Genomic DNA, 24705 nt, shown 5'->3' on the forward strand with positions numbered 1-24705 from the left:
CGGAGGCGCATTGGCGAGGAACTGTCCATGATCTGTCCACCGGGGAAGCGCCACGCGCGCCGGCTGAAGGCCACGCCGATAATCCGGTCGCCCGGGCGGGCGCCCGGTTCTACTGTCGCTCCGGTGAGCTACGAGCATCCGCTGGCCTACCTGCTGGGACTCGAAGGCCTCGCGCTGCTGCGCGGGTTCACCGGGGAGTTCGACCGCGGCTTCACCGAAGCGCGGATCGCCGAGGTCCGCGGCTTGCTCGGCGACGAGTCGCTGGCGCACACCGCCGTGGAGGTGGACCGCGTGGAAACGGTGGCCGGTTACCGGCTCTGGGCCGAAACCTACGACAGTCCCGGCAACACCGCCTTCTCCCTCGACGAGCCCGCGGTGAACCGCATCCTCGACACCTTGCCACCGGGCACGGCGCTGGACGCCGCGTGCGGCACGGGCCGGTACGCCCACTGGCTGGCCGAGCGCGGTCACCGGACCATCGGCGTGGACAGCTCCCCCGAGATGCTCGCCCGCGCCCGCACGCGGGTGCCGCCGGGCCGGTTCCTGCTCGGCGACCTGCACCGGCTCCCGGTGGCGGGCTCGGCCGTGGACCTGGTCGTCTGCGGCTTGGCGCTGACGCACGTCCCGGCGCTCACCCCGGTACTGGCGGAGTTCGCCAGGGTGCTGCGCCCGGGCGGGCACCTGGTGCTCGCCGACGTGCACCCGGAAGCGGTGGCGCGCGGCTCGATCCCTCCGGTGCGCGGCCCCGGAGGGCGGCCGGGGCGGGTGGTCAGCCACCACCACCGGATCGGGGACTACCTGCGCGCGGCGCTGGGGGTGGGACTGCACCTGCGCGGCTGCGAGGAGCCCCGCCTGCCGGTGCGGGCGGGCGCCGACCGGCCGGCGGCCGTCGACGTGGGTCCGTGGGACGTCTGGCCGTGGAGCTTGGCGGCTCTGGTGCCCGAGGCCGCACGGGCGGCGAACGAAGACGTGCCGGCCATGGTCATCTGGCACTTCCAGCTCGCCGGGCGCTGATCTTCCGCCGGGCGCGGCATTCGGAGGCTTCCCCCCGGTGCCCGATTTGTCGTAACCTCCCCTCGGATCGGATCACCGAGCTCACCATGGGGGAAACATGAAGCTGCGCAAGAGAATGCTGGCCGGGATGCTCGCGGCCCTGCCGCTGATCGCGACACCCGCCGTGGCCACCGCCGAGACGACCGAAGCCGCGGTGCAGGCCAACCTGGACCGGCTGGCGGCGGAGCGCGCGGCGGTTTCGCCGGCCGCCGTCCGCGTCTGCTACGCCGTGCACGTGGCCGACAGCGGCTGGCTGCCCGGCGTCTGCGACGGCGAGGAAGCCGGCATTCCCTGGCAGGGCAAGCAAATCGAGGCGATCCGGATCGCCGTGGCGGGCACCAGCGGCGGCGTCGGCGTCTGCTACGCGCCGCACCTGCAGGACATCGGCTGGGTCGGCGAATCCTGCAACGACAACCTGGCCGGCACGACCGGCCAGTCCAGGCGGCTGGAGGCCCTCCGGATCCGCGGCCTCGGCACGCGCCTGTGCTACACCGCGATGGGCCAAGGCTACGAGTACCAGAACGTCCGGTGCCAGAACGAGGAAGTCGGCACCGTCGGACAGGGCCGGTACATGAGCGGCATCTTGATCTGGGTCGCCTGACCCGTCAAGCTTCACATCCGTTTCGGCCAGCACCTCCGTCCCACGGGGTGCCGGCCCCCGACCTCACCGCGGTCCGGCGGAACGGGACGTCAGGGGTGCCGGCTCGGCTCGACGGCGTGCGGGTCGTCGGCCGGCAGCCAGCCGGTGCCGAGGTCCAGGGAGCCGACGTCCCGGGTGAGCGCCGCGATGGTGGCGCGGACCGGTGCGCGGGTCTCGTCGCGGCGGGACACCAGCGACCACGTCCAGAAGGGCACCGGATCGATCACCGGCCGCCGCCCGAGGTCCGGTGGCACCGGCGTCGTCTGGCCCTTCGGGTTGTTGAGCACCGGACGCCGCAGCCGGCGGGCGTGGTCGAACAGCGCCGGGCCCGTCGATCCCCCGTCCTCGGTGTGCACCACCTCGGCGCCCGTCGCCCGGGCGAACTCCTCGGCGTAGGCGTTCCACGACGCCCAGCTGGCCGTGTCGGCGTCGACGAGCACGACGACGTCCCGGGCCGCGACCTCGGCGGTGCCGGTGCCGATCGCGTAGAGCCGGTCCGCGCCGAGCAAGCGCGCTTCCAGCCCGAGTCCGGCCAGGTCGGCGGCCCGCGCCCAGCAGATCGCCAAGTCGATGCTCCGGTCGGCGACCCGGCGCAGCTGGGTGTGCGAAGGCAGCACCCAGGTGTCGACGTGCAGGTGCGCGACACCCGCCACCCGGTCGAGCAGGTCGGCCGGCCGCCAGTTCACGTAGCCCAGCCGCACCGGCTCGCGCGCCGCGATCCCCGCGGCCGACCGGCGCAGCTCGTCCGCCTGCTCCAGCAGCGCCCGGACCTGGGGCAGCAGGGATTCGCCGCATTCGGTCAGCGTGACCGAACGGCGGTCGCGGTCGAAGAGGCGGACACCGAGGTCCCGTTCCAGTGCCTTGATCTGCTGGGACAGCGACGGCCCGGCGATGCGCAGCCGTTCGGCGGCCCGGCCGAAGTTCAGCTCTGTGGCGACGGCCACGAAGTACCGAAGCTGGCGTAGCTCCATAACGGCAGCTTAGTGCGCTGGGAGGTTTCGCCTCCCTGGTGAGAGCGAACCGGTCGTGGCGAAGCGCTCGCGCCGGGCACACCATCGGCTTCGCAAGCACCATCCCAAGGAGGTCAACGAAATGAGCACCCAGAAGGTCGCGGTCGTCACCGGCGCTTCGCAGGGCATCGGCGCGGCACTGGTGGAGGCGTACCGCAAGCTCGGCTACGCGGTGGTCGCGAACTCGCGGTCCATCACCCCATCGGGCGACGCCGGGATCCTGGCCGTCGCCGGCGACATCGCCGACCCCGCCGTCGGCGCCCGCGTGATCGACCAGGCCCTGGCCGGCTTCGGCCGCGTCGACACCCTGATCAACAACGCCGGCGTCTTCGTCGCGAAGCCGTTCACGGACTACACCGCCGCGGACTTCGACCTCGTGACCGGCGTGAACCTGCGGGGCTTCTTCGAGGTCACCCAGCGCGCGATCGCCGCGATGCTGGAAACCGGCGGCGGCCACGTCGTCAACGTCACCACCAGCCTGACCGACCACGCGAACAGCGCGGTGCCGTCCGCGCTGGCGTCGCTGACCAAGGGCGGCCTGAACTCGGTGACGAAGTCCCTGGCCGTGGAGTACGCGACGCGCGGCGTCCGCGTGAACGCCGTGTCCCCGGGCATCATCCGCACCCCGATGCACCCGGCTTCGACGCACGAAGCCCTGGCCGCCCTGCACCCGGTCAGGCGGATCGGCGACCCGGGCGACATCGTCGACGCGGTCGTCTACCTGGAGGGCGCACCGTTCGTCACCGGCGAGATCCTGCACGTCGACGGCGGCCAGAGCGCGGGGCACTGAAGATGCTCGACACCCTCACCGAAGTGCTGGACGCCTGGAAATCGGCGGTCGACGCGCACGACCCCGAGCGGGTCGCGGAGCAGTTCACGGAAGACGCGATCTTCCAGGGCCTCCACCCGTACAGCGTGGGCCGCGACGGCGTGGCGGCGTACTACGGCTCCCAGCCACGGGGCATGACGGCGGACTACCGGATCGTGGAGACCCGCCGCCTGGCCGAGGACGTGCTCCTCGGGCACGCCGACGTCGACTTCGGCTTCACCGATCGGCCGACGCTCCCGGTCCACCTGAGCGTGGTCGTCCGCCGCGACGGGGACCGCTGGCTGATCGCCCACTACCAGGTGTCGCGGCTTTGAACGACACGTCGACGTGGGAGTTCCGCGGGTGTGACCCGGCCTCCCGCCGGTCGCGCACAATGGACGACGTGACGATCACGCCGGCCGTACCGCAGACCGCCCTGCGCCTGCGCCCGTGGCGGCCGGACGACCTGCCGGCGCTGGTCGCGGCCCATCGCGATCCGGTGCTGCGCCGGCGGCTGATCGCCTCGCCGGCCGACGAAGCCGAGGCCCGGCAGTGGCTGGACGCGCAGGCCGCCGGCTGGAAGTCCGCGACACGGTTCGGTTTCGCGGTGGTCGCCGAAGACGGGACGATCCTCGGCCACGTCGGCATGAAGGTGGTGGCCGCCGGCGTGGCCGAAGCCGGCTACTGGACAGCGGCCCAGGCCCGGGGGCAGGGCATCGCCACCCGGGCGCTGGAGACCGCGTCACAGTGGGCGCTGGGCGCGCAAACCCTCGTCCGGCTGACCCGCCTCGACCTGCTGCACGCGGAAGACAACCCGGCCTCCTGCCGGGTCGCGGAGAAGTGCGGCTACGTCCTGCACGACCTGCTGCCGCCCGCACCGCCGGCCTTCCCGGCACGCGGGCACCGGCACGTGCGCACGCCACGGGGAAACTGACGACCTCACGGCTCCGGGTGGTTCACGCCACGGGTGGCGGCCCCGGGCAACCGCGACGGTCTTCCCGGCGTGCTGATGGCATGACGTCGTCGAGGTCCTGGCTGCCCGAGGCGGCTTTGCTGTGGCTTCCCCTGCTGGTGCTGGCCGGCGGGATCGCGGTGGTGTGGACCGGCGTTTGCCTGGCCGCGGACGTGCACCGGTCGGCGGGGCTCTTCCCGGGGCGGGTCGTCACGACCGACGTCCGGAACTCGACCGCCGACGTCGAATACACCGGACCCGACGGAGTGACGAAGACGCAGACCTTCGAGCACCACCTGGGGCGCAGGATCGTCTGGGGGCGGAAGGTGCAGATCCGGGTGTGGCCGGATGAGGGGCGCGCGGCCATCGACGACGGCGACAAGCACACCGGCCCGATCGTGGCCGGCAGCCTGCTGACCCTCCTCGGCGCGGGCGCCACCGTCCTGCTGTTCCGGTGGCATCACGGCATGCGGCTGGAGAAGTCCCGTGCGCGAGCCGAAAAGTGGTGGTTGTTGTCGTGGTGGTGGCTGTCTCGCTGGCGGTGACGTCCCTACATCCGGTTCGCGGCCTGCTTGACGGTCTTGATCACGGGCGCGGTCTCGACGTGGGTGATCGCCGGCAGCGCGGCGACCCGGGTGGTCAGGTACCGGTACAGCTGGCGTTGGTTCGCGCACACCACGGTGGCGTACAGGTTCGTCGGCCCGGTGGTGGCGGCGGCGAACGCGATCTCCGGATGCCCGGCCAGCGCCGCACCGGCCTCTTCCAGGCGCGCGGGAGCGACCGAGAGCCAGAGCAGGGTGCGCGAGCCGACGCCGTACAGGCTTGGGTCGACGTCGATGTCCAGGTACAGCACCCCGCGTTCGCGAAGCTCGGTCATCCTGCGCCGGACCGTCGTCGGCGACCAGCCGGTCACCGCGGCCAGCTGCTCGAGCTCGGCTCGGCCGTCGGTGGCCAGCGCGGCGAGGAGCCGGCGGTCCCCGTCGTCGAGCCGCACCGGTCCCGGCCGGTGCGGTACCGGGGGTGGGCGCAGCCGCTCGACCGCCTCCTCGTCCAGTGACCCCAGCTTGGCGATCAGGCTGTCCGGGCCGCCGTAGTACGCGTGCAGCACGGAGTGCGCGGTCACGCCCTCCACGCGGGGGGTGCGGGGCAGCTTGGCCAGCAGCAGCGCCTCGCTGTCGGCCTCGCTCTCGGTGCGGACCGCGCAGGTGATCTCGGTGCCGCCGGAGGTGATGCTCACCCAGGACGTGTCGGGGCGGCGGGCCAGCGCTTCCGCGACCGGGATCGACGCGGTGGGCGCGCAGCGCACCCGCAGGAACCACAGCACCGCGCCCAGGGCGGTCACGTCGACCCCGCCGAGGACCCGCACCAGCCCGGCCGACCGCAACCGGGCGTACCGGCGGGCGATGGTGCGATCCGACACGCCGAGCACCTCGGCGATCGTGCTGAAGGCGGCGCGGCCGTTGATCTGCAGGGCGTGCACGAGCCGGCGGTCCAGCTCGTCGATGTCGGATTCCACCGAGCCAACCCTAGTATTTTTCGGATACCGGCTCAATCGGGTCCGTTTCTGGCGATCTGTGTCGGCGGGGCGGAGCGTGGCTCTCGTCCTGATCGACACCACCAGGAGTGAATCCGTGAACACTGATGTGCTCGTCGTCGGCGCCGGCCCGACCGGCCTGATGCTGGCCAACGAACTGCGGGTGGCGGGAGCCGCGGCCGTGCTGGTCGACAAGCTGCCGCAGCGCAGCACGTTGTCGAAGGCGGGCGGCGTGCAGTCCCGCACGCAGGAGGCATTCGACCAGCGCGGCCTGCTGGAACCGTTGCTGGCCACCGGGAACTACCCGATCGGCACCGCACACTTCGCCGGCCTCACGCTCCCCCTCACCCGGGACAGGCACCGTCATCCGTGGCGGTCCGTCCCGCAGGTGGCGATCGAGGGCTTCCTCGAACGGCACCTCGCCGCGCACGACATTCCCGTGCGGCGCGGCCACGAGCTGACCGGCGTCACCCAGGACGAGGACGGCGTCACCGCGACCTTCGCGACCGGCGGTGTCGTCCGCTCCCGGTACCTGGTCGCGGCCGACGGTGGCCGCAGCACGGTGCGGTCGCTGCTGGGCGCGGCGTTCCCCGGCAGGCCGGGCACCGTGACGGTGGTCGCCGCCGACGTGCGGTTGAGCGGTGACGACCAGGCGATGACGCACACCCGGAGCGAAGACGGGAACTGGGCGTCGGTGTTCCCGCTCGGCACCGACCCGCAAGGCAGGCCACTGCGGCGGCTCTCGTTCGGTGGGCCGGGCCGCTCACTGCCGCGGGAGGTCCCGGTCACCGAGGACGAAATCCGCGACGGGCTGCGGGCCGTCTTCGGCTCCCGGGTGCAGCTGCTCGAACTGCGCTACGCCCGCCGCATCACCAACGCGGCCCGGCAGGCCGCGCGGTACCGGCACGGGCGGGTGTTCCTGGCCGGCGACGCCGCCCACGTCCACCTGCCGATCGGCGCGCAGGGCATGAACACCGGGATCCAGGACGCGCTCAACCTCGGGTGGAAACTCGGCGCCGCGGTGCACGGCTGGGCCCCGGAACACCTGCTGGACACCTACCACGCCGAACGCCACCCGGTCGCCGCGGCCGTGCTGCGCAACGTTCAGGCGCAGAGCCTGCTGATGGACCAGCAGGGCACCCGCGACCCGGACCTGACGGCCGCCAAGGACCTGTTCGCGGCCCTGACGCAGCTGCGGGACGTGCAGTACCACCTCGACGACATGGTGTCCGGGATGGGCATCCGCTACCCGATGCCGGGCACCGAAGACCACCCGCTGGTCGGACTTCCCGCGCCGGACCTGGACTTCGGCCGGGCCCGGTCGCACGAGCTGCTCCGCTCCGGACGCGGCCTGCTGATCGATTCGGCCGGCAGGTTCGCCGAGGTCACCGCCCGCCGGCCGGACCGGGTCGACCGCGCGGGTCAGGGCACCGGCACCGAGCCGATGCTGATCCGCCCGGACGGCTACGTGTGCTGGGCGGGCACCCCGGACACGCTCGAACCGGCGCTCGGTCACTGGTTCGGTGAACCGCATTGATCGCGGCGGTGCGAACATCCGCACCTGCCGAAATCGAGGGCGTGCGATCGCGGCCGGATCAGTTCGGGTCGGCCTGATGAGGCTGTGCCGGCTGGTGTTCGCCGGACTCCACGGCGGTCACCGTGCCGGCAGGTCCCACAGGTGGTAGTCGGCGATCTTGGCGAAGCCCATGCCGGCGTACAGCGGATAGCCCGATGATGTCGCCTGCAGCACGGCCGTGTCCACGTTGTCGTCGGCGCCCTCCCGGATCGCGTGCCCGGTGATCGTGGCGCCGAAGCCGCGCCGCCGGTAGCCGCGCCGCACGGCGACGAAGTACACCCCGACCGTCTGCGCGTGCCTCACGCTGACGCTGACCGCGACGCAACGACCGTCGACCCGGCCCAGGTGGAACCGAAGGCTATCGTCGGCCAGCGCGCGCTCGCCGGCGATCGGCTTGAGCAGCGCCGGGTCCATCCGGTAGCCGGCCGCGGCGCAATCCACGAAGGCACGCAGGTCAGCAAGGTCTCCCGCGGTCGTGAGGGCCAGTGGCGTCTCCAGCGGTGGCGGGGTGCCGGAGACGGGCATGGCCATGACCGGGTACAGCGGCTCCCGTGCGACCCCGCGACGCGCCGCGAACGCGTCCGCGGCGGGGCTGGGCCGCTCGCTGATGATCCGCCACCCCAGCCGTCGCCGGTCGAAGTACGTTGCGGCGGACGCGATCGCCCTCGTGTCGTCCACCCCGTCCCCGCAGTGCAACTGGGTGAAGCCGGCGGCGCTGATGCCGGTCGTGATCAGCAGTCCACCGGAGACCTCGTCGACGACACCGCCGCACACCCGCGCGAGCTGTCGCCAGAACGCCTGATGATTGTGGTGCGCTGGTCGTGCGTCGATGCGTCGCCCTCCCGACTCGCCGTCCAGCCGACCATACGCCAGGAAAGCACGCCGGCACATCCAAAGCTCCGGCAGCGATCCCGGGCCTGCCGCCGAAGCCGGAACGCACGCTCGCCGCTGATAAAGCGTTCGCGTCCTGTCATGTCCCAGACCCTGAAGACGTTGTGCGAACTCCTGGAGACCGAGGAGCGGCGATGAGGATCGAGGTATAAGGCGGCCCTCGTCGACGGCGCCGAGTTCGCCCTGCTCGACCTCGCCGACCACCCGATGCCGTTCTTCGACGAGCCGCTCGCACCGCTGGCCAACCCCGACCGCCGGCCGTCGGCGGCCGTACGGGCTTGGCTCACGGCCATGGCGGCCGCCGACGCCTACGTCTTCGTGACACCCGAGTACAACCACGCACCACCGGCAGCGCTGAAGAACGCCCTGGACTTCCTCGCCACCGAGGCCGCCGGCAAACCCGCGTCGATCGTGTTGTACTCCACCACCGCACACGGCGGCGCCCTCGCCGGTCAGCAGCTGCGTCTGGCGATCGGCAAGGCAGGCATGCTCCCACTGCCCAAAAGCCGTTCCCTCGCCCACGCCGACCGGCTCATCGGGCCCACCGGCGAATTGGCCGAGCAATCCGATCGGGCCCGCCGCGTCGCCGAATTCGTTCCGGCATCCCTGCATGACCTCGTAGCGCACACCCGGGCACTGCGAACACCGGACCTCGGGCCGGGCGGCTGAAGCCGACGGAAACAACAAGACTGTTTCTCCGGGAAGTCGCGATGCACTCTGGGGGCCACTGATCACCGAATTCCGGGAGCACAGCAGTGGCGACTCGCAGTGGCACCGACCGTGAGCTCGTTGTCGAACAGGAGTACCTGACCGCCCTGTACGCCAGGCTGGACGTCCTGCGCGAGCACGCGGCCACCCGGTTGGCCGCGGCGCGGGACGCCGGCGCGGAGCGGGAGACGGTGGCCTTGTGGCAGGCGGAGTCAGGGCGGTTGGAGGCCGTGGAGGACGGCCTGTGTTTCGGGCGGCTGGACCTGCGCGATGGCCGTCGTGTCTACATCGGACGGCTGGGACTGTTCCGGGATGCGGACGACACGCCGTTGCTGCTCGATTGGCGCGCACCGGCTGCCCGGCCCTTCTACACCGCGACCATGGCCAGTCCGCACGGCGTGCGACGGCGGCGACGCATCACGACACGCGGGCGGACCGTCCTCACGCTGGATGACGAACTGCTCGACCCGGACGCCGCCGGCTCCGTCGGGGACGGCGCGCTGGTCGGAGAAGCCGCATTGGTGGCGGCGCTGACCGCGCGGCGAACCGGGCGGATGCGTGACATCGTCACCACGCTGCAGACCGAGCAGGACCGCATCGTCCGCGACGAACACCCCGGGGTGCTGGTGGTGCAGGGCGGCCCGGGAACGGGCAAGACTGCGGTCGCCCTGCACCGGCTGGCGTACCTGCTCTACATCCGTCCGCACCTGCGCACCCGGCGCGTGCTGGTCATCGGTCCCAGTCAGGTCTTCCTGGACTACATCGGGCAGGTACTCCCCGGTCTGGGCGAACACGCGGTGACGACGGCGACCATCACCCAGCTGCGCCCGGACATCCGGGTCAGCCGCCTCGACCCGCCCGGAACCATCGAGGCCAAGGGCCGGCCCGGCATGGCCGGCCGCATCGCGGCCGCCGTGCGATCCCGCGTGCGCACGCCCGACGAGCCGGTCGAGGTGGAGTTCGAGCAGCAGGCGCTTCGGCTGGACCCGGACGACTGCCGCGGTGCCATCGAGGCGGCCACGCGGACCGGGTTACCGCACAACCAGGCCCGGCTGGTGTTCCAGCGACGGATCGTCGAGCTGCTCGCGCAGCGCCTGATCGACCGCATGGAGAGCGTGGTTTTCACCGAGGCCGGCGAGGCCATCGACGGCGGCAGCGCCGACGGACGGCTCAGCGCGGCCGACCTGCGTGGCTTGGCCGCCGCCGGCGTGGTGATCGACCCCGGCCACGATGACGACGGGCCGAGGAGCCTGCTCGACGAGACCGACGCGGCCCGCCTGCGCGCCGCGCTGCTGGCCGATACCCAGGCGTGCCTCGCGCTGGACGAACTGTGGCCGTCGCTGACCGGCCAACAGGTCGTCGCCGACCTGCTCGCCTGCCAGGTCGAGGACTGGGCTCCGGCGGACATTCCGCTGCTGGACGAGGCCGACGCGGTGATCGGCGAATCCGGCGGGGCGACGTTCGGGCACGTGGTCGTCGACGAAGCCCAGGAACTGTCGGCGATGGCCTGGCGGATGCTGATGCGCCGCTGCCCGGCGAAATCGATGACGATCGTGGGCGACCTCGCCCAGACCGGCAATCCGGCCGGGGCCTCCTCCTGGGACGGCCTGTTGCGTCCGCTTGTCGGCAATCGCTGGCGGCTGGCCCAGCTCACCATCAACTACCGGACCCCCGCCGAGATCATGGCCGCCGTCATCGACCTGTTCACCACCCACCACCCCGACCTGCGGCCGCCTCGATCCGTCCGCGCCGCCGGCGAGCCGCCCTGGCGCCGGCGCACCACACTCGCGGACTTGCCCGAAACCGTCGCCGACCTCGCCGCCCGGCACACCGACGGGCAGCTCGCGGTCATCACTCCCCGGCACCACCACGCTCGGCTCGCGGCAGCCCTGTCCCTGCCAACGTCACCCGAGATCACCGACCCCGTCGTCGCGCTGACGCCCGACCAGGCCAAAGGGCTGGAGTTCGACTCCGTGCTGATCGCCGACCCGGCCGCGATCCTGGCCACTCCCTTGGGCCACAACGACCTGTACGTCGCCATGACCCGCACCACGCGGCGGTTGGGCATCGTGCACCCCGGCCCACCGCCGGCGGAAATCTCCCGCATCCAGGAACGGACACCATGACCGCGACTGCGACCGGCCGAACTCGTCGAATCCACGCAGACGCGGACCTCGGTCGCGACCGTCCGCTCGTTCCGTGGCTGCGCTGGGCGGTGGGTCAGCGGTGGTGGCGGCGACCGTATGTCGTCGCGCGTTCCATCATGTTCCGCAGGTTTTCGGGTGCGTTGTAGCCGAAGGTCTGCTCGAACGACTGGTATCCCTCCCTTGAGGACGCAGCGCTGCGCGGCAGCATCTCGGCGGCGAAACCCGAGAAGGCCGACTCGATGTCGTCGGGCGACGCGGCGATGGCCTTTCCGAGCTGGGCGCCGTCGTAGAGGGCCCAGTTCGCTCCGTCTCCGTCCGGAGGTGTCAGGTGCGCGGCGTCACCGATGAGCATGGCTCCCGGCACCCGGTCCCAGCTGTGTCCGAGGGGCAGTCCCCAGATCGGTCGGGCGACTGGTGTGGTCTCGCCGCCGGTGATCAGTTCCAGGAGTTCGGGGGCCCACCCGTCGCCCAGTTCTGCAGCGAGGTTGGTCAGCGCCTGCTCACGGTCGGAGAAGTCGGTCGAGCTCGTCCACTCGAGCGGCTTCTTCATGACGACATACGTGTGAATCACGTCGTTGGCTTCGCGATGGCCGAAGATCCCTCGTCCGGGTTCCATCGCCAGCATCGCGCCTCGGCCGACCAACGCGGCGCTTCGCTGGTGGCGCGTGTCGACGTCGTGGAGGAAGGTCTCCACCCAGACGGTGCCCAGGTATTCCGGCGAGGCCCCGGAGAGGAACGCCCGTACGCGCGACCAGGCGCCGTCCGCGCCGACCAGGACGTCGGTGCCGACCGTCGACCCATCGGCGAACGTGACCGTGAACGGCGCGCCGCCGGCCGGAGCGTCGATCGAGGCGACCTTGCGGCCCCAGTGGATCGTGCCGTCCGGCAGTGACTCGATGAGGATGCGACGCAGTTCCCCGCGCAGGACTTCGGGGTTGCTCAGCTTTCCGTCGTCGGGGATCTCGCCCACCAGTTCTCCATCCGGGCTCAGGAACCTCAGGGATTCCGCGCCGAAGTTGATGATCGAGCGAAACTCGTCGAGGAGCCGGCATTCGTCGAGGGCGACCTGGCCGTTGAAGTCGTGGATGTCGAGCTGGCCTCCCTGCGTACGGGACATCGGAGAGGCTTCCGCCTCGTAGATGGCCGAGGGGATGCCGTGGACGTGCAAGACCCGGGCGAGGGTCAACCCGGCCAGGCCGGCTCCGATGATCGTGATCGAGCGGTTCATGTGCTGCTCCCACCTTGTCGTGACCGTCGCGGCGCGGACGACCGACACCGCAATAACCTGCTGTCGCAAAGTTATTATGTTCCAAAACTATTTTGTGTCAAGTGGTAGTCTGTGCCCACAACGGAGGGAGCTGGAGATGACCGAGGCCGTGCCGGCCGGGGCGAGCGACGCGTGCGCTCGCGTGGTGCAGAGCTTCACCGCGTTCAGCGCCGCGCAGAACGAACTGTCGCGGTTCTTCGCCCGGAGCATGAGCATGCACACGACCGACGCCGCCGCGGTCGTCCAGATCATCGAAGCGGAGGAGCTCGGCCGGCCACTGACACCCGCACGCCTCGCGGAACGCGTGGGCCTCTCCCCCGGGGCCACCTCGATCCTGCTCGGACGCCTGGAGGAAGCCGGGTACGTGGAGCGCACCAGGGAAGGCACCGACCGGCGCATCGTGACCCTGCGCTCGACCGCCGCGATCAACGCTGCCGCCGACGCGTTCTTCGATCCTTTGCAGCAGCGGCTCGAGAAAGTGCTCGGCGAGTTCACGGCAGCGCAACTGCACACCATCGCCGGCGCTGCCGACAAACTGCGAGCCGCAGTGGAGTCCTACCTCGGCGATTCCACACCACCTGCACGGGACTGACCCCATCCCGTCCCTGGGGCAGTCGCCGGCAGCGGCGGCGAAGGCGCTGGGTGCAGCCACGGGATTCCGGCCCGAGGACGACCGTGGGTTGCTCGCCGGCGAACAGTTGCCCCAGCGCGGAGCCGAGGTGCCCGAGCGGACCGGCTCGTGATCGCTTGGCGGGCTTTCGCTCGCTCGCGTCGGCGACCTCTGGGCTGCGACGCCCGCCCATCGCCGGAGAGCGGTCGTGATACGTCGAACGCATCGTGCTCGGAGCCGGCGGGGCGGGGGCACTCAGCGAACATGTTCGTTACGATCCTGCTCATGACCGGAAGAGAGCCGATCAGCCGCCGGGATCGCCCGGCGAAGCCCGCCCTGTCCCGGCGGTGGATCGTGGACACCGCCGTCCGGGTCATGCGGGCGGAGGGGCTGGAGAAGGTCACGATGCGCCGGCTGGCGCAGGAGCTGGACACCGGTCCTGCGTCGCTGTACGTCTACGTCGCCAACACCGCCGAGTTACATGCGGCCATTCTGGACTCACTGCTCGGCGAGGTGGACCTGGGCGGCCGGGGCGGCGGGGAGGAGGACTGGCGCGAGCAGCTCCGCGCCGTCATGGCCTCCTACACCCGGATGCTGTTCGAACACCCGCCGCTGGCGCGGGCCGCGCTCGTCGCCCGCCCGAGCGGGGAGAACTACCTGCGCCTGGTGGAGCGCATCCTCGATCTCCTGTCGCGCAGTGGCGCCAGTCGCGAGCAGGTCGCCTGGGGAATGGACAAGCTGCTCCAGGACGCGACCGCCACCGCCGCCGAGCACGCGACACGGGCGCACGATCCCGCCGCCGAGCAGGACTGGGACACCACCGTGCGTGCGCTGTACGCCGTGGACGCGACTACGCATCCGGCGATCACCGCACACATGCCCGCCCTGATCGGCGGCTCGGTGGCAGACCGGATCCGCTGGAGTTTCGACATCCTCGTCAACGGCATCACCCACACGCCCGTTCCGGGCGCCGCCGGCTGAACGTCAGCCGGGGTCATCTGCTCTGAGGCCGAGTTCGGCACGAAGTACTGAGAGCCGCCTCACGACGAACTTGTTCGCGACGAACATGTTCGTTACGGTGTGCAGAGGTGTTTCCCACGGCTCTGGAGGCCTCATGAGTACCTGTCATGTCCCGGTCGCGATCATCGGCGGAGGTCTCGGCGGTCTGACCGCCTCCCGCGTTCTGCACGTCAACGGCATCGAATCGGCGATCTTCGAGCTGGAGGCGTCGGCGGCGGTCCGCACTCAGGGCGGGATGCTGGACATCCACGAGGAGAACGGGCAGAAGGCCCTGTCCGCCGCCGACCTGTACGACGACTTCCGCAAGATCGTTCACGAGGGCGGCCAGGCCATGCGCTTGCTCGGGCCCGACGGCACGGTCTACGTGGCCGAGGAGGACGACGGCACCGGCGGCCGGCCGGAGGTGGACCGCGGCGACCTCCGCGAACTGCTGCTGAACTCCCTGCCCGACGGCGTGATCCGCTGGGGTGCGAAGGTCACCGGCGCGCGGGCGCTGGGCGAGGGGCGCCACGAGGTGGCCTTCGCCGACGGCTCCACCATCACCACCGATCTGCTGATCGGCGCGGACGGCGCGTGGTCGCGGATCCGGCCGCTGGTCTCGGACGCCAAGCCGGCTTACACCGGCATCTCCTTCGTCGAGACCGACCTGTTCGACGCCGACACCCGCCACTCGCGCAGCGCCACCGTCATCGGCGGCGGGTTCTTCATCGCCCTGGGCGACGAACGCGGTGTCCTCGCGCACCGGGAGACCGACGGCAGCCTGCACGTCTACACGGCCCTCAAGATCGGCGAAGGGTGGTTCGACACCGTCGACTTCGCCGATCCCACCGCCGCCAAGGCCGCGGTCCTGACCCACTTCACCGGTTGGGACGAGAGCCTGCGCGGTCTGGTCGCCGACGCGGACACCATCACCCCGCGTCGTGTCCACGCGCTGCCTGTCGGGCACCGTTGGGACCGTGTCCCGGGAGTGACGCTGGTCGGCGACGCGGCCCACGTGATGTCCCCGTTCGCCGGGGAGGGCGCCAACCTCGCCATGCTCGACGGCGCGGAACTCGCCCTGGCCATCGCCGCCCACGCCGGCGACACCGAGGCGGCCTTGGCCGCGTACGAGCAGGCGCTGTTTCCGCGCAGCGAGGCGTCCGCCGCCGAGTCCGCGGCCAACCTGGACACGATGTTCGGCGAGCAGGGCCTGGAGCAGATGGTCGAGTTCTTCACGTCCGGCCCGGCAGCCCGGTGAGCCCCGCTCTGACGGCCACCGCGTCCGCAGCCATCGAACCCGCAGCCAGGAGGTCCTCATGACGACGCCCCTTCGGCGCACCATCCCGCTCCGGCGCGGGCTCGACCTCGACCTGCGCGAGGCCGGCACGGGCGGCAGCCCGGTCCTCGTCCTGCACGGCGGCCCCGGCCCCGCCGGCATCACCCCCCTGATCGAGCACCTCGCCGCGGACCGGCGGGTGGTGGCGCCCACCCACCCAGGCTGGGAGGGCACCGCACGGCCGGACGAGCTGGATTCCGTGCCCGCACTCGCCGCCGTCTACCTCGACCTGCTCGGCCACCTCGAGCTGAACGACGTCACGGTGATCGGGACGTCCTTCGGCGGCTGGGTCGCCACCCAGACCGTCCTGGACGACCGCGAAGGCCGGATCTCCCGGCTCGTCCTCATCGACGCTATCGGTCCTGTCGTGCCCGGCCAGCACGTCACCATGCCCGCCGGCTCACCGGCAGCGGCGCCGCGGGGCGGACCGTCCCCACAGTCGATGGCCGCCTTGCGCGCCTATGCCGGGCCGGCCATGGCCGATGCCGGTCTGCTGTCCCGCCTGTCCGCCGTCACCGGCCCGGTGCTGGTGCTCTGGGGCGCCAACGACACCGTCGTCACCCCCGAGTTCGGTCGCGCCTACGCCGCGGCGTTCCCGCACGCGCGGTTCGAACTCGTCCCCGGCGCGGGGCACGTGCCCATCCGTGAGGAGCCCGAGGCGGTCTTCACCGTCCTCGACTCCTTCCTCGCCGCCCAGTCCTGATCCACCAGCCACCGAACCCATCACCTGCGTTTCGACCGGAGGCACCATGACGAAAATCGCGATCATCCTCGGCAGCACCCGCGCCGGACGGGCCGGCGAACGCGTCGCGCAGTGGGTCCTGGCCCAGGCCCGCCGGCGCGGCGACGCCGAGTACGACCTGATCGACCTCGCCGAGGTCGATCTGCCGCAGATCGACGAACCGTTCCCGCCCGCCATGGGCCGCTACACCCACCCCCACACCCAGCGGTGGGCCACCACCATCGCCGCCTACGACGGCTACGTGCTGGTCACCCCCGAGTACAACCACTCCTTCCCCGGCGTGCTGAAAAACGCCCTCGACCGGGTCTACACCGAGTGGAACAACAAGGCCGCCGGCCTGGTCTCCTACGGCGTGGACGGCGGCGTGCGCGCCGTCGAAGCGCTGCGCCCGGTCCTGGCCGCCTTGCGGCTCGCGGACGTCACCGCGACTGTCACCTTGAACCTGCGCACCGACTTCGCCGACTTCGGCGCCACTTTCACCCCCGGGCAGCACCAGGGCCCCGCCCTGACGACGATGCTCGACCAGCTGCTGTCCCGGAGCAACGCCCTCGCCGACACCCGCCGTGGCACAGCGGTTTGAACGGAACCAGCCGCTCGTCGGCCGCGTCGGTCAGCAGCAACGGCAGGGCGCCGAAGTTCGGCAGGAAGCGGGCGTCGGCGCCACCGGCTGCGGGCTCAGAGCCCCATCGTGCGGCGCACCATCCGGTCGAGCAGACGATCGGAGACCAGGTGCGTCAGCCGGGTCATCACGGCGGCGTCGCGGCCGACGGTGTAGCGGGTCCGCGGCCTGCGCTCCCGGATCGCCTTCGAGACGGCATCGGCGACGACGCTCGCGTCCAAACCGTTGGTACCCCAGGATTCCGTGGTGGTGCGGAAGGCTTTCGTGAGTCCGGCGTAGCGGGTTCGCTGCTCCGGGGTCATGCCCGCGATCAGCCGCTCCGCCGTCGCGTTTCCGCGTTCGGTCAGCTTGGTGCGGACCGCACCGGGAATGATCACGGCGACGGTGACACCGAACGGCTCCACCTCGCGACGCAGGGAGTCGCTGACGGCTTCCATGGCGAACTTCGCGCCGGAGTAGGCACCGAAGCCCGGCATGGCGACCTTCCCGCCGGTGGAGCCGATGTTGACGATGCGGCCCTTGCTCCGCAGAAGGGCAGGCATGAGTGCCTGGATGACCGCCACCTGACCGAACACCGAGACCTCGAACTGCCGGCGCCACTCGGCCGGCGGCAGCGCCTCGATCGGGGCGTTCACCGCGATCCCGGCGTTGTTGACCACCGCGCGCAGCGGACGGCGGTCCGCGCGGACCCGGTCGGCGAGCGCGGTCACCTGGCTCTCGTCGGTGATGTCGAGCAGCACCGGTTCGATGCGCCCGGCTTTCACCTCCGCGGCGGCCGCCTCGGTCCGGACGCCCGCCACGACGTGGAAGCCGTCGGTGGCCAGCCGCTGCGCGGTCGCCCGCCCGATGCCGGTGCTTGCGCCCGTGACGACCACGAGCTCGGAGGATGTGCTGGACTGGCTTGCGTTCATGGCCTCACCCTGCGCCGCGGCCCGGGCGACAGACAGCCACGGCATGTCCTGGTACAGCCGGTACCACCACGATCGAGGTGCGCCGAGCGCACAATGGCCGCATGGATGATCTCGGGCGGGCACTGCGGGCATGGCGCGATCGCCTCGAACCCGCGAGCGTGGGGATCCCCCACAAGGCGCCCCGCCGTGCTCCGGGCCTGCGCCGCGAGGAACTGGCCGTCCTCGCCGGCATCTCGATCGAATACGTCGTCCGGCTCGAGCAAGGACGCGCGGCCAATCCGTCCGCCCAGGTCTGCACCGCGCTGGGCCGGGCGCTGCAGCTGTCGGACGCCGAGCAGGCGTACCTCATGCGGCTGGCCGGGCACTCGGCCGACCCGCACCGCGTCCCCCGGCTCATTCCCGGCAGCGTCCGCCGCCTGCTGGAACGGCTGGAGACCCACCCGCTCGCCGTGTACGACGCCACTTGGCAGCTGCTGCACTGGAACCCGCTGTTCGCCGCGGCTTTCGGCGACCCGACGACGGTGACCGAGGACCACCGCAACCTGCTGCTCATGCAGTTCGAGGGCATGCCGAACCCCGCGCGGTTCAGCCCCGGGGACCGCGCTGATCACCCGGCTGCGGCGAGCACCTCGCTTCCGGGAACTGTGGGCGGCCACGGCGGTCGCCGAGCACCAGAGCGGGCACAAGCTGATCGAGCACCCCGAAGCCGGCCCGATCGACCTCGACTCCGATGTCCTCGTCACCCAGGGCTCGAACCTGCGGGTCGTCGTCTACACGCCCCGGCCGGGCACCGACGCCCGGGACAAGCTCGACCTCCTGGCCGCGACGGGCACCCAGCGAATGGCCTCCGACCGCGGTTGACCCCAGGACTTCCCACGGCGGTGAAGACCTGATGCACAGTTCGGGAAAACGGCGGTGGATTCACCGGCGCCGGATGCCCGCGATCAGGTTTTCCCAGTTCTCGTAGGCGATCCGCGCCCGGTCGGCGTCACTGATCGGCGCGGTCGCCACGAACCGCCGGGCGGAACCGCCGTGCTCGCGGTTGAACGGGTGGTCCGAGGCGTACATGATCCGGTCCACGCCCACGGTCTCCAGGCTCCACCGCAGGTACCGGTGGCTGGCGATGCCACCCGGGGTGACGAAGACGTTCGTGCGGAAGTACTCCGCGATCGGGCGCTCCAGCGCCGTCACCGCGTCCAAGGCCGCCACGCGGTCGAGGTAGAACAGCACGACCTCGCCCCAGTGCCCCAGGATCAGCCGCAGCCCGGGGAACCGGTCGAAGACCCCGGCGACGATCAGCCGGAGCGCGGTCAGCCCGGCATCGTAGTGCCAGCCGAACGTCCCGGTGGCCAGCAGCTCGTCCACCGGGCCGCCGAAGCGCCGGTAGTAGGCACCGGTGACCGCCGGGACCGGCACGCTCGGGTGCAGGTACACCGGGGCGCGCAGGTCCTCGGCGGCCTCGAAGATGTCCCAGAAGCGCGGCTCGTCGAGAGCTTGACCGCGGGAGTTCGCGTTCACCAGCGCCCCGTCGAACCCGAGGTCCACGACGGCCCGGCGCAGTTCGTCGGCCGCCGCCGAAGGCGTGGACGTCGCGAGGGCCGCGAATCCCCGGAACCGCCCGGGATACCGGCCGACGGCGTCGGCGAGGACGTCGTTGGTCGGACGTTGCAGAGCGACGGCTTCGGCGGGGTCGAGGTCCTGCAAGCCGGGCGTCGTGAGCGACAGCACGGCGGTGTCGATCCCGGCGTCGTCCATCGCGGCGACGCGGCCTTCGCCGAGGTCGAGCAACGCGGCACTGGCGACCGCCCGGCGCATCATCGGCGCGGCGAGCGCGGGGTCGTGCCGCCGCCACGCCGCGACCACGTCGGCCGTGGCGAAGTGCTCCTCGAGCCCGTAGAGCCTCACCGGATGGTCTTGAGCGCGCCGGCCCAGGATTCGAGCTGGTCGAACAGCACCGACGCGGCGTCGTCGTGCATCGGGGACGGGGCGAACTCGGCGAAGTTCTCGAAGTCGGTGAAGAGCGAGAACGACAGCTGCTGGCGCACGTGGGCCAGCTGCAGCTCACTGCAGATCGCCCGCAGGTGCTCGATGGCGCGGGCGCCGCCGAGCGCGCCGTAGGACACGAAGGCGGCGGCCTTGTTGTTCCACTCGGCGTAGAGGTAGTCGATGGCGTTCTTCAGGACGCCCGAGGTGGAGTGGTTGTACTCGGGGGTGACGAAGACGAACCCGTCGAACGCGGCGATCGTGGCGGACCAGGCCTTGGTGTGGTCGTTGGCGTAGCCGCCCCGGCTGGCGGACACGGCCTCGTCCAGGTGCGGCAGCGGGTGGTCGAGCAGGTCGACGAGCTCGTAGTCGGCGTCCGGCCGTTCCTTGGCCTTGGCCAGCACCCACCTCGCCACGGCTTCACCCTTCCGGCCGGGACGGGTGCTGCCGAGGATGATCGCGATCTTCACAGGAAGTCCTCTCACTTGAATATTCAAGTCAAAGGCTAGCACGCTGACGTGAATTTTCAAGTCAGCTAGACTGCGGGCGTGACGGAACCCGGGCAACGCTGGCTCACGGCCGACGAGCTGTCGGCGTGGCGCGCCTTCATGCGGCTCGCCCAGCGGCTGCCGGCGTCCCTGGAAGGGCAGCTGCAGCGCGACGCGCGGCTGAGCTTCCTCGAGTACTACGTGCTAGCGCACCTGTCGGAGCAGCCGGATCGCCGGGCGCGGATGAGCGAGCTGGCGGCCTTGGCCAACACGGAACTGTCACGGCTGTCCCACCTGATCGGCCGCCTGGAGAAGCGCGGCTTCGCCCACCGGGAACCGGATCCGGACAACGGGCGGTACACGCAGGCGATCCTGACGGACGCGGGCTTCGCGCACCTGGAGTCCGTTGCACCCGGGCACGTCGAGCGGGTACGGGAGCTGTTCGCCGACCCCCTCACCCCCGCGGAGCTGCGCACGCTGCGCCGGATCGCGGACAAGGTGCTGGCCCGCGTCGACGACCAAGCCGGGTAGCGGGAAGCCCGCCGCCGCGGCCGGGCACGTCTCATCACTTGCGTGGCGCTCGGCCGGTCTCGGTGTGGACGGGCGGTAAGTCGGCGGCGACGGCGAGGAGGTCGGCGGCGCTGCCCGCCAGCAGGGTGGCGAAGTCGGCCTCTTCGCCGAGCACCCACCGCCTGGTGGCCGACGCCAGGATCGCCATGCCGAGCGCGGTGGCCAGCCGCGCGGTCTGCTCGTCGTGGCCACGGCGGCGCAGCGCCGCGGCGGTCACTTCGGACAGCATCGCTTCCTTGATCAGGCTGCGTTCCCGCAACGGCGGGTTGGCCGCGATGACGGCGCGCAGCTCGATCAGCACTTCGCGCGGACGCAGCACCTCGGGCACGGCGGTGAACGCGGCCATCAGCGTCGCGAGCGCGCCGGTTTCCGCGGGCACCTTCGCGATGCCCGCTTCCAGGCAGGCCTGCAGCTCGTCGCCGGCGAACAGCACCTCCCGCTTGTCCGTGAACCAGCGGTAGAACGATCTTTCGGTCAAGCCGGCGTGCTGGGCGATCTGCGCGACCGTCGTGCGGTCGTAGCCCTGCTCACGGAACAGCTCCAGCGCGGCGCGCTCGAGCCGTTCCCGGGTGTTGCCCTGCCAACGAGCCATGCCCCCAGCATAGTGACAGCAGATGCTGTCGTCACCGTGGTACCGTCGAGTGACGACAGCATCTGCTGTCACTACTTCTCGCAGCCGGGAGATCGCCATGCGCACCCTGCGTTTCCACCACACCGGGGAACCCCTCGACGTCCTGCGGCTCGAGGAGGCCGAGCCGCCCCGGCCGGCCCCGGGGCAGATCCGGGTCGCCGTGGAGGTCTGCACGATCAACCCCGCCGACCTGGCGCTGTGCCGCGGGCTGTACCCCGGCGACCTCCCGCGCGGGATCGGGCTCGAGGTCGCCGGCACGGTCGACGCCCTCGGCGACGACGTGACGTCCGTCCGGCTCGGGGACGCGGTGTTCGGTCCCGCCCCGTTCACCGGACCGACCGCGGGCGCCTCCGGCCACGCGCTGCTCGACGTCTGGTTCCCGCGGCCACCCGCCCTCGCACCGGCGGCCGCCGCCGCGCTGCCCATGGCCGTGGACACCGCGCAGCTCGGCCTGGACCTGCTCGGCATCACCGCCGGCACGACCCTGCTCGTCAGCGGAGGCGGCGCCACCACCGGCTTCGCCGCCGTACAACTCGCCCGCCGGGCCGGGGCGCGGGTGCTCACCACCGCCGGCCCCACCCACACCGGCGCCCTGCGCGCCACCGGCGCCGAGGTCACCCCCTACGGCAAGGGCATGGCCGAGCGGATACGCGAGCTGGCGGGCGGGCCCGTCGACGTGGTCCTCGACGTCTCACCGCCCGACGACGCCACCATCCCGGAACTCCTGCGCACGGTCACCGACCCCCGGCACGTCCTGACCATCAGCAACCTGGCGCAGGCACGGGAATCCGGCGCTCGCGACGCGTTCACCGAAGGACCTCTCGGCCACCGCTACGACGTCGTCGGCGAGTGCGCGCGGCTCGCGGCCGAGAGCCGCTTCCACATCCCCGTCGCCCGCGTCATCCCCCTTGCCGACTGGCGCGAAGCCATCGAACTGAGCCAGTCGCAACACGCCGGCGGCAAGATCGTGCTCCGGCTCGCCGAGCCACGGTGAGGGCGGAGGAAAAGATCTCAATGCTCCCTGGCCGGCGTTCCCTGCCGCTGCCGGCGGGCGCCACGAGCGGAGCGGTGTGGGCCGCGGGCTCGGACGGCACCGCGCGGGAACTGGGGAGTTGCTGCATCCACCATCGTGGCGACACGGCGACGATCGCGGCAACTCGATCCCCGTCTTCACCGCCGACCTTCGGACTGGCCCTCTCGCGCAGCGGTGAATTTTGAGGAACGATCGTTCTTGACTGATCGTTCCTCAAACCGCTACCGTCATGGCATGGGCAGGCGACGAGCGTTCGACGAGGACGAGGTGGTGCGGACCGCGGTGGGGTTGTTCGGCGCCCGCGCGTTCGACGGGGTCTCCGTCGACGACCTCGTCACCCACCTCGGCGTGCACCGCAACAGCCTCTACAAGACGTTCGGCAGCAAACGCGGCCTCTACCTGGCCGCCTTGCGCCGTCACGTCGCCGACGACGTCCGCCCCCTGGCCGAAGCGCTCGGCGCGGCACCGGACGCCGCGACCGCGCTGCGGCTCGTCACGTCGGCCGACCTCGGGCTGCTGCTGTTCGCGGCGGTCGACCGGGCTCCGGCCGACGAGGAGGTGGCCGCCGAAGTGAGCGCGGCGTTGGCCGCGCTCGACCAGGCGATCGCCGACGCGCTCGACATTTCCACCGCCTTGGCGGGCGGCCTCACGGCCGCCGCACTGGGCATCCTCCTGCGCGGGAACCCCGACGGTGTCGGCACCGCCTTGACCCAACGCTTCGATTCTTCCGACTGACTGACTGACAAGGAAACAGACATGGCACTGGTCCACATCGACGGCGACGACCTCGTTGTCGTCATCGAAGGTCTCGACAAGCTCTGGGCCCTCAAGAGCAGCCTGACCATCCCGCTGGCCAACGTCCGCGGCGCGACCGCGGATCCCGGCATCACCGCCGATCCCAAGGGAATCCGCGCGCCGGGCGCTCACCTGCCCGGCGTGATCACGGCCGGCACGTTCCACCTCGACGGCGAAAAGGTCTTCTGGGACGTCAAGGATGCGTCGAAGGCGGTCGTGATCGAACTCGCCGACGAGCGCTACGCCCGCCTCGTCCTCCAGGTCGACGACCCTCGCGAGACCGTCACGCTGGTCGAGAAAGCCCTGCGGTGAAAAGAAAACTGACGTTCACCCACCTCGCCGCGGCCGTGCTGTCGCTGGCCGCCGCAACCGCCACCCCGGCCGAGGCCGCGCCCGGCCTCGTGCCCGCCGCCGACCGCGAAGTGGTCTTCACCGCCGACGGGACGGCAACGTACGGCACACTGCACGTTCCCGCCCACCGCGCCGGGCAACGGCTGCACGCCGCGCTGCTGCTGCCCGGCAGCGGTCCCACCGACCGCGACGGCAACCAGCCACCACACGCGACTCCGAACACCCTCGCGCAGGTGGCTGAGGCGCTCGGCACCGATCGGGTCGCCACGCTGCGGTTCGACAAGTACGGCACCGGCAAGACCGGGCTCGGCGCCTACCGCGACCATCCCGAAGCGCTCGACTACCCCGCGTTCGTCCGCCAGGCCGGCGCCGCCTACGAGGTGTTGCGCGACCAGCCGGAAACGGACCCGCACGCACTGACGGTCGTCGGGCACAGCGAAGGAGCGATGACCGCGTTGCTGCTCGGCGGCACCGTCCACCCGCGTCCGGCCGGCCTGGCGCTGCTGCAACCGCAGGCGATCCGCCTGCTCGACCTGGTAGCCCGGCAACTGCACGCCCAGATCGCCGAGGCGGCCCGGCAGGGCCGGTTCACCCCCGAGCAGCAACGAGCCGTCGACGCGGCGACCGACGCCGCCGTCATCGCCCTGCGCGAACACCGGCCGGTCGACACCACCGGCCTGCCGGTCGCCGTCGCCCAGCTCTTCGCGGCCTTCCAGGGAGCGAGCAGCCGGTTCGTGGACAGCGACGACGCCGTCTACCCACCGGAAACCGCCACGACCCTGCGGCCGGGGACCAGGGTGCTGCTGACCTGCGGCACGAACGACGTCCAAGTCCCCTGCGCCACCACGGACGCGCTGACCACCGCCCTGCGCCGCGCGCACGCCGGTGGACCAGGCCGAGTGGTTTTGCCCGGCGTGGACCACCTGCTGCACGACGCCGGCCACCCGGACACCCCCGCGCCGTCGGCACTCGCCGCGTTGCACCGGTTCGCGGCGCGCTGAGGCAGACCCGCGGCCGCCGTCACGCAGCGGCTCGGTCGACGGCACCCGTC

At 71.5% G+C, this 24705-nt stretch carries 28 protein-coding genes; 20 read left to right on the forward strand and 8 right to left on the reverse strand.

Annotation, left to right across the window (positions count from 1 at the left end; all coding sequences use genetic code 11):
- The first annotated feature begins 123 nt into the window (after window positions 1-123).
- Together DV20_RS03045 and DV20_RS03050 are read left to right on the forward strand one after the other, a co-directional pair.
- Window positions 124-1014, forward strand: coding sequence for a class I SAM-dependent methyltransferase (locus DV20_RS03045; protein WP_043776251.1), 891 nt, complete (start codon window positions 124-126; stop codon window positions 1012-1014).
- 97 nt (window positions 1015-1111) lie between these two features.
- Window positions 1112-1654 (forward strand): hypothetical protein, encoded by a 543-nt coding sequence (locus DV20_RS03050; RefSeq protein WP_043776252.1) that lies wholly within the window; start codon window positions 1112-1114, stop codon window positions 1652-1654.
- 89 nt (window positions 1655-1743) lie between these two features.
- On the opposite strand, the gene DV20_RS03055 is transcribed toward DV20_RS03050, so the two are convergent.
- Complete coding sequence (locus DV20_RS03055; protein ID WP_043776254.1) at window positions 1744-2664, reverse strand: LysR family transcriptional regulator; 921 nt, start codon at window positions 2662-2664, stop codon at window positions 1744-1746.
- A gap of 121 nt (window positions 2665-2785) precedes the next feature.
- Between DV20_RS03055 and DV20_RS03060 the strand changes: the two genes are divergently transcribed.
- The 4 genes from DV20_RS03060 (at window position 2786) to DV20_RS03075 (ending at window position 5008) form a co-directional block, all read left to right on the forward strand.
- Window positions 2786-3493, forward strand: a complete 708-nt coding sequence (locus tag DV20_RS03060) for an SDR family NAD(P)-dependent oxidoreductase (protein WP_043776255.1) — start codon at window positions 2786-2788, stop codon at window positions 3491-3493.
- 2 nt (window positions 3494-3495) lie between these two features.
- On the forward strand, window positions 3496-3846 hold the full coding sequence (locus DV20_RS03065; RefSeq protein ID WP_043776256.1) for an SgcJ/EcaC family oxidoreductase: 351 nt from the start codon (window positions 3496-3498) through the stop codon (window positions 3844-3846).
- Window positions 3847-3914: 68 nt separating this feature from the next.
- Window positions 3915-4445, forward strand: coding sequence for a GNAT family N-acetyltransferase (locus tag DV20_RS03070; protein ID WP_043776286.1), 531 nt, complete (start codon window positions 3915-3917; stop codon window positions 4443-4445).
- Window positions 4446-4525: 80 nt separating this feature from the next.
- On the forward strand, window positions 4526-5008 hold the full coding sequence (locus DV20_RS03075) for a hypothetical protein (RefSeq protein WP_043776257.1): 483 nt from the start codon (window positions 4526-4528) through the stop codon (window positions 5006-5008).
- Window positions 5009-5013: 5 nt separating this feature from the next.
- Here the strand turns inward: DV20_RS03075 and DV20_RS03080 are convergent, their stop codons facing one another.
- Window positions 5014-5979, reverse strand: coding sequence for an Lrp/AsnC family transcriptional regulator (locus DV20_RS03080; RefSeq protein ID WP_043776258.1), 966 nt, complete (start codon window positions 5977-5979; stop codon window positions 5014-5016).
- A 115-nt stretch (window positions 5980-6094) separates the two neighbouring features.
- Between DV20_RS03080 and DV20_RS03085 the strand changes: the two genes are divergently transcribed.
- A complete protein-coding gene (locus tag DV20_RS03085; RefSeq protein ID WP_043776287.1) occupies window positions 6095-7534 on the forward strand; it encodes an FAD-dependent monooxygenase in 1440 nt (479 codons plus the stop codon).
- 117 nt (window positions 7535-7651) lie between these two features.
- Here DV20_RS03085 and DV20_RS03090 read toward each other — a convergent pair whose 3' ends face one another.
- Window positions 7652-8668: a GNAT family N-acetyltransferase gene (locus DV20_RS03090; protein ID WP_152603616.1), complete on the reverse strand. Its 1017-nt coding sequence runs from the start codon at window positions 8666-8668 to the stop codon at window positions 7652-7654.
- A gap of 3 nt (window positions 8669-8671) precedes the next feature.
- Here DV20_RS03090 and DV20_RS03095 point away from each other — a divergent pair, with 3 nt between their 5' ends.
- A complete protein-coding gene (locus tag DV20_RS03095; protein WP_051735773.1) occupies window positions 8672-9133 on the forward strand; it encodes an NADPH-dependent FMN reductase in 462 nt (153 codons plus the stop codon).
- A gap of 86 nt (window positions 9134-9219) precedes the next feature.
- The gene (locus DV20_RS03100) at window positions 9220-11298 is read left to right on the forward strand and encodes a HelD family protein (RefSeq protein WP_043776260.1); all 2079 of its coding nucleotides are present in this window, start codon (window positions 9220-9222) and stop codon (window positions 11296-11298) included.
- A gap of 94 nt (window positions 11299-11392) precedes the next feature.
- On the opposite strand, the gene DV20_RS03105 is transcribed toward DV20_RS03100, so the two are convergent.
- Window positions 11393-12547 (reverse strand): FAD-dependent oxidoreductase, encoded by a 1155-nt coding sequence (locus DV20_RS03105; RefSeq protein WP_043776261.1) that lies wholly within the window; start codon window positions 12545-12547, stop codon window positions 11393-11395.
- Window positions 12548-12683: 136 nt separating this feature from the next.
- Here DV20_RS03105 and DV20_RS03110 point away from each other — a divergent pair, with 136 nt between their 5' ends.
- The 5 genes from DV20_RS03110 (at window position 12684) to DV20_RS03130 (ending at window position 16853) form a co-directional block, all read left to right on the forward strand.
- Window positions 12684-13178 carry a MarR family winged helix-turn-helix transcriptional regulator gene (locus DV20_RS03110; RefSeq protein ID WP_043776263.1) on the forward strand — a complete coding sequence of 165 codons (495 nt, stop codon included), beginning with the start codon at window positions 12684-12686 and terminating at the stop codon, window positions 13176-13178.
- A 303-nt stretch (window positions 13179-13481) separates the two neighbouring features.
- Window positions 13482-14177 carry a TetR/AcrR family transcriptional regulator gene (locus DV20_RS03115; RefSeq protein ID WP_152603617.1) on the forward strand — a complete coding sequence of 232 codons (696 nt, stop codon included), beginning with the start codon at window positions 13482-13484 and terminating at the stop codon, window positions 14175-14177.
- 133 nt (window positions 14178-14310) lie between these two features.
- Window positions 14311-15453, forward strand: a complete 1143-nt coding sequence (locus DV20_RS03120) for an FAD-dependent oxidoreductase (protein WP_167344357.1) — start codon at window positions 14311-14313, stop codon at window positions 15451-15453.
- A gap of 58 nt (window positions 15454-15511) precedes the next feature.
- Window positions 15512-16234, forward strand: coding sequence for an alpha/beta fold hydrolase (locus DV20_RS03125; RefSeq protein ID WP_051735774.1), 723 nt, complete (start codon window positions 15512-15514; stop codon window positions 16232-16234).
- Between the two features lie 46 nt (window positions 16235-16280).
- Window positions 16281-16853 (forward strand): NADPH-dependent FMN reductase, encoded by a 573-nt coding sequence (locus tag DV20_RS03130; RefSeq protein WP_043776265.1) that lies wholly within the window; start codon window positions 16281-16283, stop codon window positions 16851-16853.
- A 95-nt stretch (window positions 16854-16948) separates the two neighbouring features.
- Here the strand turns inward: DV20_RS03130 and DV20_RS03135 are convergent, their stop codons facing one another.
- Window positions 16949-17803 carry an SDR family oxidoreductase gene (locus tag DV20_RS03135; RefSeq protein WP_051735778.1) on the reverse strand — a complete coding sequence of 285 codons (855 nt, stop codon included), beginning with the start codon at window positions 17801-17803 and terminating at the stop codon, window positions 16949-16951.
- Window positions 17804-17904: 101 nt separating this feature from the next.
- Here DV20_RS03135 and DV20_RS47390 point away from each other — a divergent pair, with 101 nt between their 5' ends.
- Window positions 17905-18696, forward strand: a complete 792-nt coding sequence (locus DV20_RS47390) for an MmyB family transcriptional regulator (RefSeq protein ID WP_456356067.1) — start codon at window positions 17905-17907, stop codon at window positions 18694-18696.
- Between the two features lie 28 nt (window positions 18697-18724).
- Here the strand turns inward: DV20_RS47390 and DV20_RS03145 are convergent, their stop codons facing one another.
- Together DV20_RS03145 and DV20_RS03150 are read right to left on the reverse strand one after the other, a co-directional pair.
- A complete protein-coding gene (locus DV20_RS03145) occupies window positions 18725-19708 on the reverse strand; it encodes an amidohydrolase family protein (protein ID WP_043776267.1) in 984 nt (327 codons plus the stop codon).
- Window positions 19705-20256, reverse strand: a complete 552-nt coding sequence (locus DV20_RS03150) for an NADPH-dependent FMN reductase (protein ID WP_043776268.1) — start codon at window positions 20254-20256, stop codon at window positions 19705-19707. Before DV20_RS03150 ends, DV20_RS03145 begins: the two co-directional genes overlap by 4 nt.
- Before the next feature lie 138 nt (window positions 20257-20394).
- On the opposite strand from DV20_RS03150, the gene DV20_RS03155 reads away from it, so the two are divergent.
- The gene (locus DV20_RS03155; RefSeq protein WP_084093295.1) at window positions 20395-20805 is read left to right on the forward strand and encodes a MarR family winged helix-turn-helix transcriptional regulator; all 411 of its coding nucleotides are present in this window, start codon (window positions 20395-20397) and stop codon (window positions 20803-20805) included.
- A gap of 34 nt (window positions 20806-20839) precedes the next feature.
- On the opposite strand, the gene DV20_RS03160 is transcribed toward DV20_RS03155, so the two are convergent.
- Window positions 20840-21436: a TetR/AcrR family transcriptional regulator gene (locus tag DV20_RS03160; RefSeq protein WP_051735776.1), complete on the reverse strand. Its 597-nt coding sequence runs from the start codon at window positions 21434-21436 to the stop codon at window positions 20840-20842.
- A gap of 97 nt (window positions 21437-21533) precedes the next feature.
- Here DV20_RS03160 and DV20_RS03165 point away from each other — a divergent pair, with 97 nt between their 5' ends.
- The 4 genes from DV20_RS03165 to DV20_RS03180 all read left to right on the forward strand — a co-directional run bounded on the left by DV20_RS03165 (window position 21534) and on the right by DV20_RS03180 (window position 24655).
- Window positions 21534-22469, forward strand: coding sequence for an NADP-dependent oxidoreductase (locus DV20_RS03165; RefSeq protein ID WP_043776272.1), 936 nt, complete (start codon window positions 21534-21536; stop codon window positions 22467-22469).
- 273 nt (window positions 22470-22742) lie between these two features.
- On the forward strand, window positions 22743-23243 hold the full coding sequence (locus tag DV20_RS03170) for a TetR/AcrR family transcriptional regulator (RefSeq protein WP_043776273.1): 501 nt from the start codon (window positions 22743-22745) through the stop codon (window positions 23241-23243).
- Window positions 23244-23264: 21 nt separating this feature from the next.
- Window positions 23265-23615 carry a hypothetical protein gene (locus tag DV20_RS03175; RefSeq protein WP_043776274.1) on the forward strand — a complete coding sequence of 117 codons (351 nt, stop codon included), beginning with the start codon at window positions 23265-23267 and terminating at the stop codon, window positions 23613-23615.
- Window positions 23612-24655 carry an alpha/beta hydrolase family protein gene (locus DV20_RS03180; RefSeq protein ID WP_200876342.1) on the forward strand — a complete coding sequence of 348 codons (1044 nt, stop codon included), beginning with the start codon at window positions 23612-23614 and terminating at the stop codon, window positions 24653-24655. Before DV20_RS03175 ends, DV20_RS03180 begins: the two co-directional genes overlap by 4 nt.
- The last annotated feature ends 50 nt before the right edge of the window (window positions 24656-24705 follow it).

The organism is Amycolatopsis rifamycinica (genome assembly GCF_000695625.1).
GTDB lineage: Bacteria > Actinomycetota > Actinomycetes > Mycobacteriales > Pseudonocardiaceae > Amycolatopsis > Amycolatopsis rifamycinica.

Coding starts and splice junctions, on each gene's coding strand:
- DV20_RS03170 (WP_043776273.1), top strand. CDS start 22,743: ATGGGCAGGCGACGAGCGTTCGACGAGGACGAGGTGGTGCGGACCGCG.
- DV20_RS03120 (WP_167344357.1), top strand. CDS start 14,311: ATGAGTACCTGTCATGTCCCGGTCGCGATCATCGGCGGAGGTCTCGGC.
- DV20_RS03130 (WP_043776265.1), top strand. CDS start 16,281: ATGACGAAAATCGCGATCATCCTCGGCAGCACCCGCGCCGGACGGGCC.
- DV20_RS03110 (WP_043776263.1), top strand. CDS start 12,684: ATGACCGAGGCCGTGCCGGCCGGGGCGAGCGACGCGTGCGCTCGCGTG.
- DV20_RS03135 (WP_051735778.1), bottom strand. CDS start 17,803: ATGAACGCAAGCCAGTCCAGCACATCCTCCGAGCTCGTGGTCGTCACG.
- DV20_RS03060 (WP_043776255.1), top strand. CDS start 2,786: ATGAGCACCCAGAAGGTCGCGGTCGTCACCGGCGCTTCGCAGGGCATC.
- DV20_RS03165 (WP_043776272.1), top strand. CDS start 21,534: ATGCGCACCCTGCGTTTCCACCACACCGGGGAACCCCTCGACGTCCTG.
- DV20_RS03075 (WP_043776257.1), top strand. CDS start 4,526: ATGACGTCGTCGAGGTCCTGGCTGCCCGAGGCGGCTTTGCTGTGGCTT.
- DV20_RS03065 (WP_043776256.1), top strand. CDS start 3,496: ATGCTCGACACCCTCACCGAAGTGCTGGACGCCTGGAAATCGGCGGTC.
- DV20_RS03055 (WP_043776254.1), bottom strand. CDS start 2,664: ATGGAGCTACGCCAGCTTCGGTACTTCGTGGCCGTCGCCACAGAGCTG.
- DV20_RS03125 (WP_051735774.1), top strand. CDS start 15,512: ATGACGACGCCCCTTCGGCGCACCATCCCGCTCCGGCGCGGGCTCGAC.
- DV20_RS47390 (WP_456356067.1), top strand. CDS start 17,905: ATGGATGATCTCGGGCGGGCACTGCGGGCATGGCGCGATCGCCTCGAA.
- DV20_RS03175 (WP_043776274.1), top strand. CDS start 23,265: ATGGCACTGGTCCACATCGACGGCGACGACCTCGTTGTCGTCATCGAA.
- DV20_RS03155 (WP_084093295.1), top strand. CDS start 20,395: ATGCGGCTCGCCCAGCGGCTGCCGGCGTCCCTGGAAGGGCAGCTGCAG.
- DV20_RS03050 (WP_043776252.1), top strand. CDS start 1,112: ATGAAGCTGCGCAAGAGAATGCTGGCCGGGATGCTCGCGGCCCTGCCG.
- DV20_RS03115 (WP_152603617.1), top strand. CDS start 13,482: ATGACCGGAAGAGAGCCGATCAGCCGCCGGGATCGCCCGGCGAAGCCC.
- DV20_RS03095 (WP_051735773.1), top strand. CDS start 8,672: ATGCCGTTCTTCGACGAGCCGCTCGCACCGCTGGCCAACCCCGACCGC.
- DV20_RS03105 (WP_043776261.1), bottom strand. CDS start 12,547: ATGAACCGCTCGATCACGATCATCGGAGCCGGCCTGGCCGGGTTGACC.
- DV20_RS03160 (WP_051735776.1), bottom strand. CDS start 21,436: ATGGCTCGTTGGCAGGGCAACACCCGGGAACGGCTCGAGCGCGCCGCG.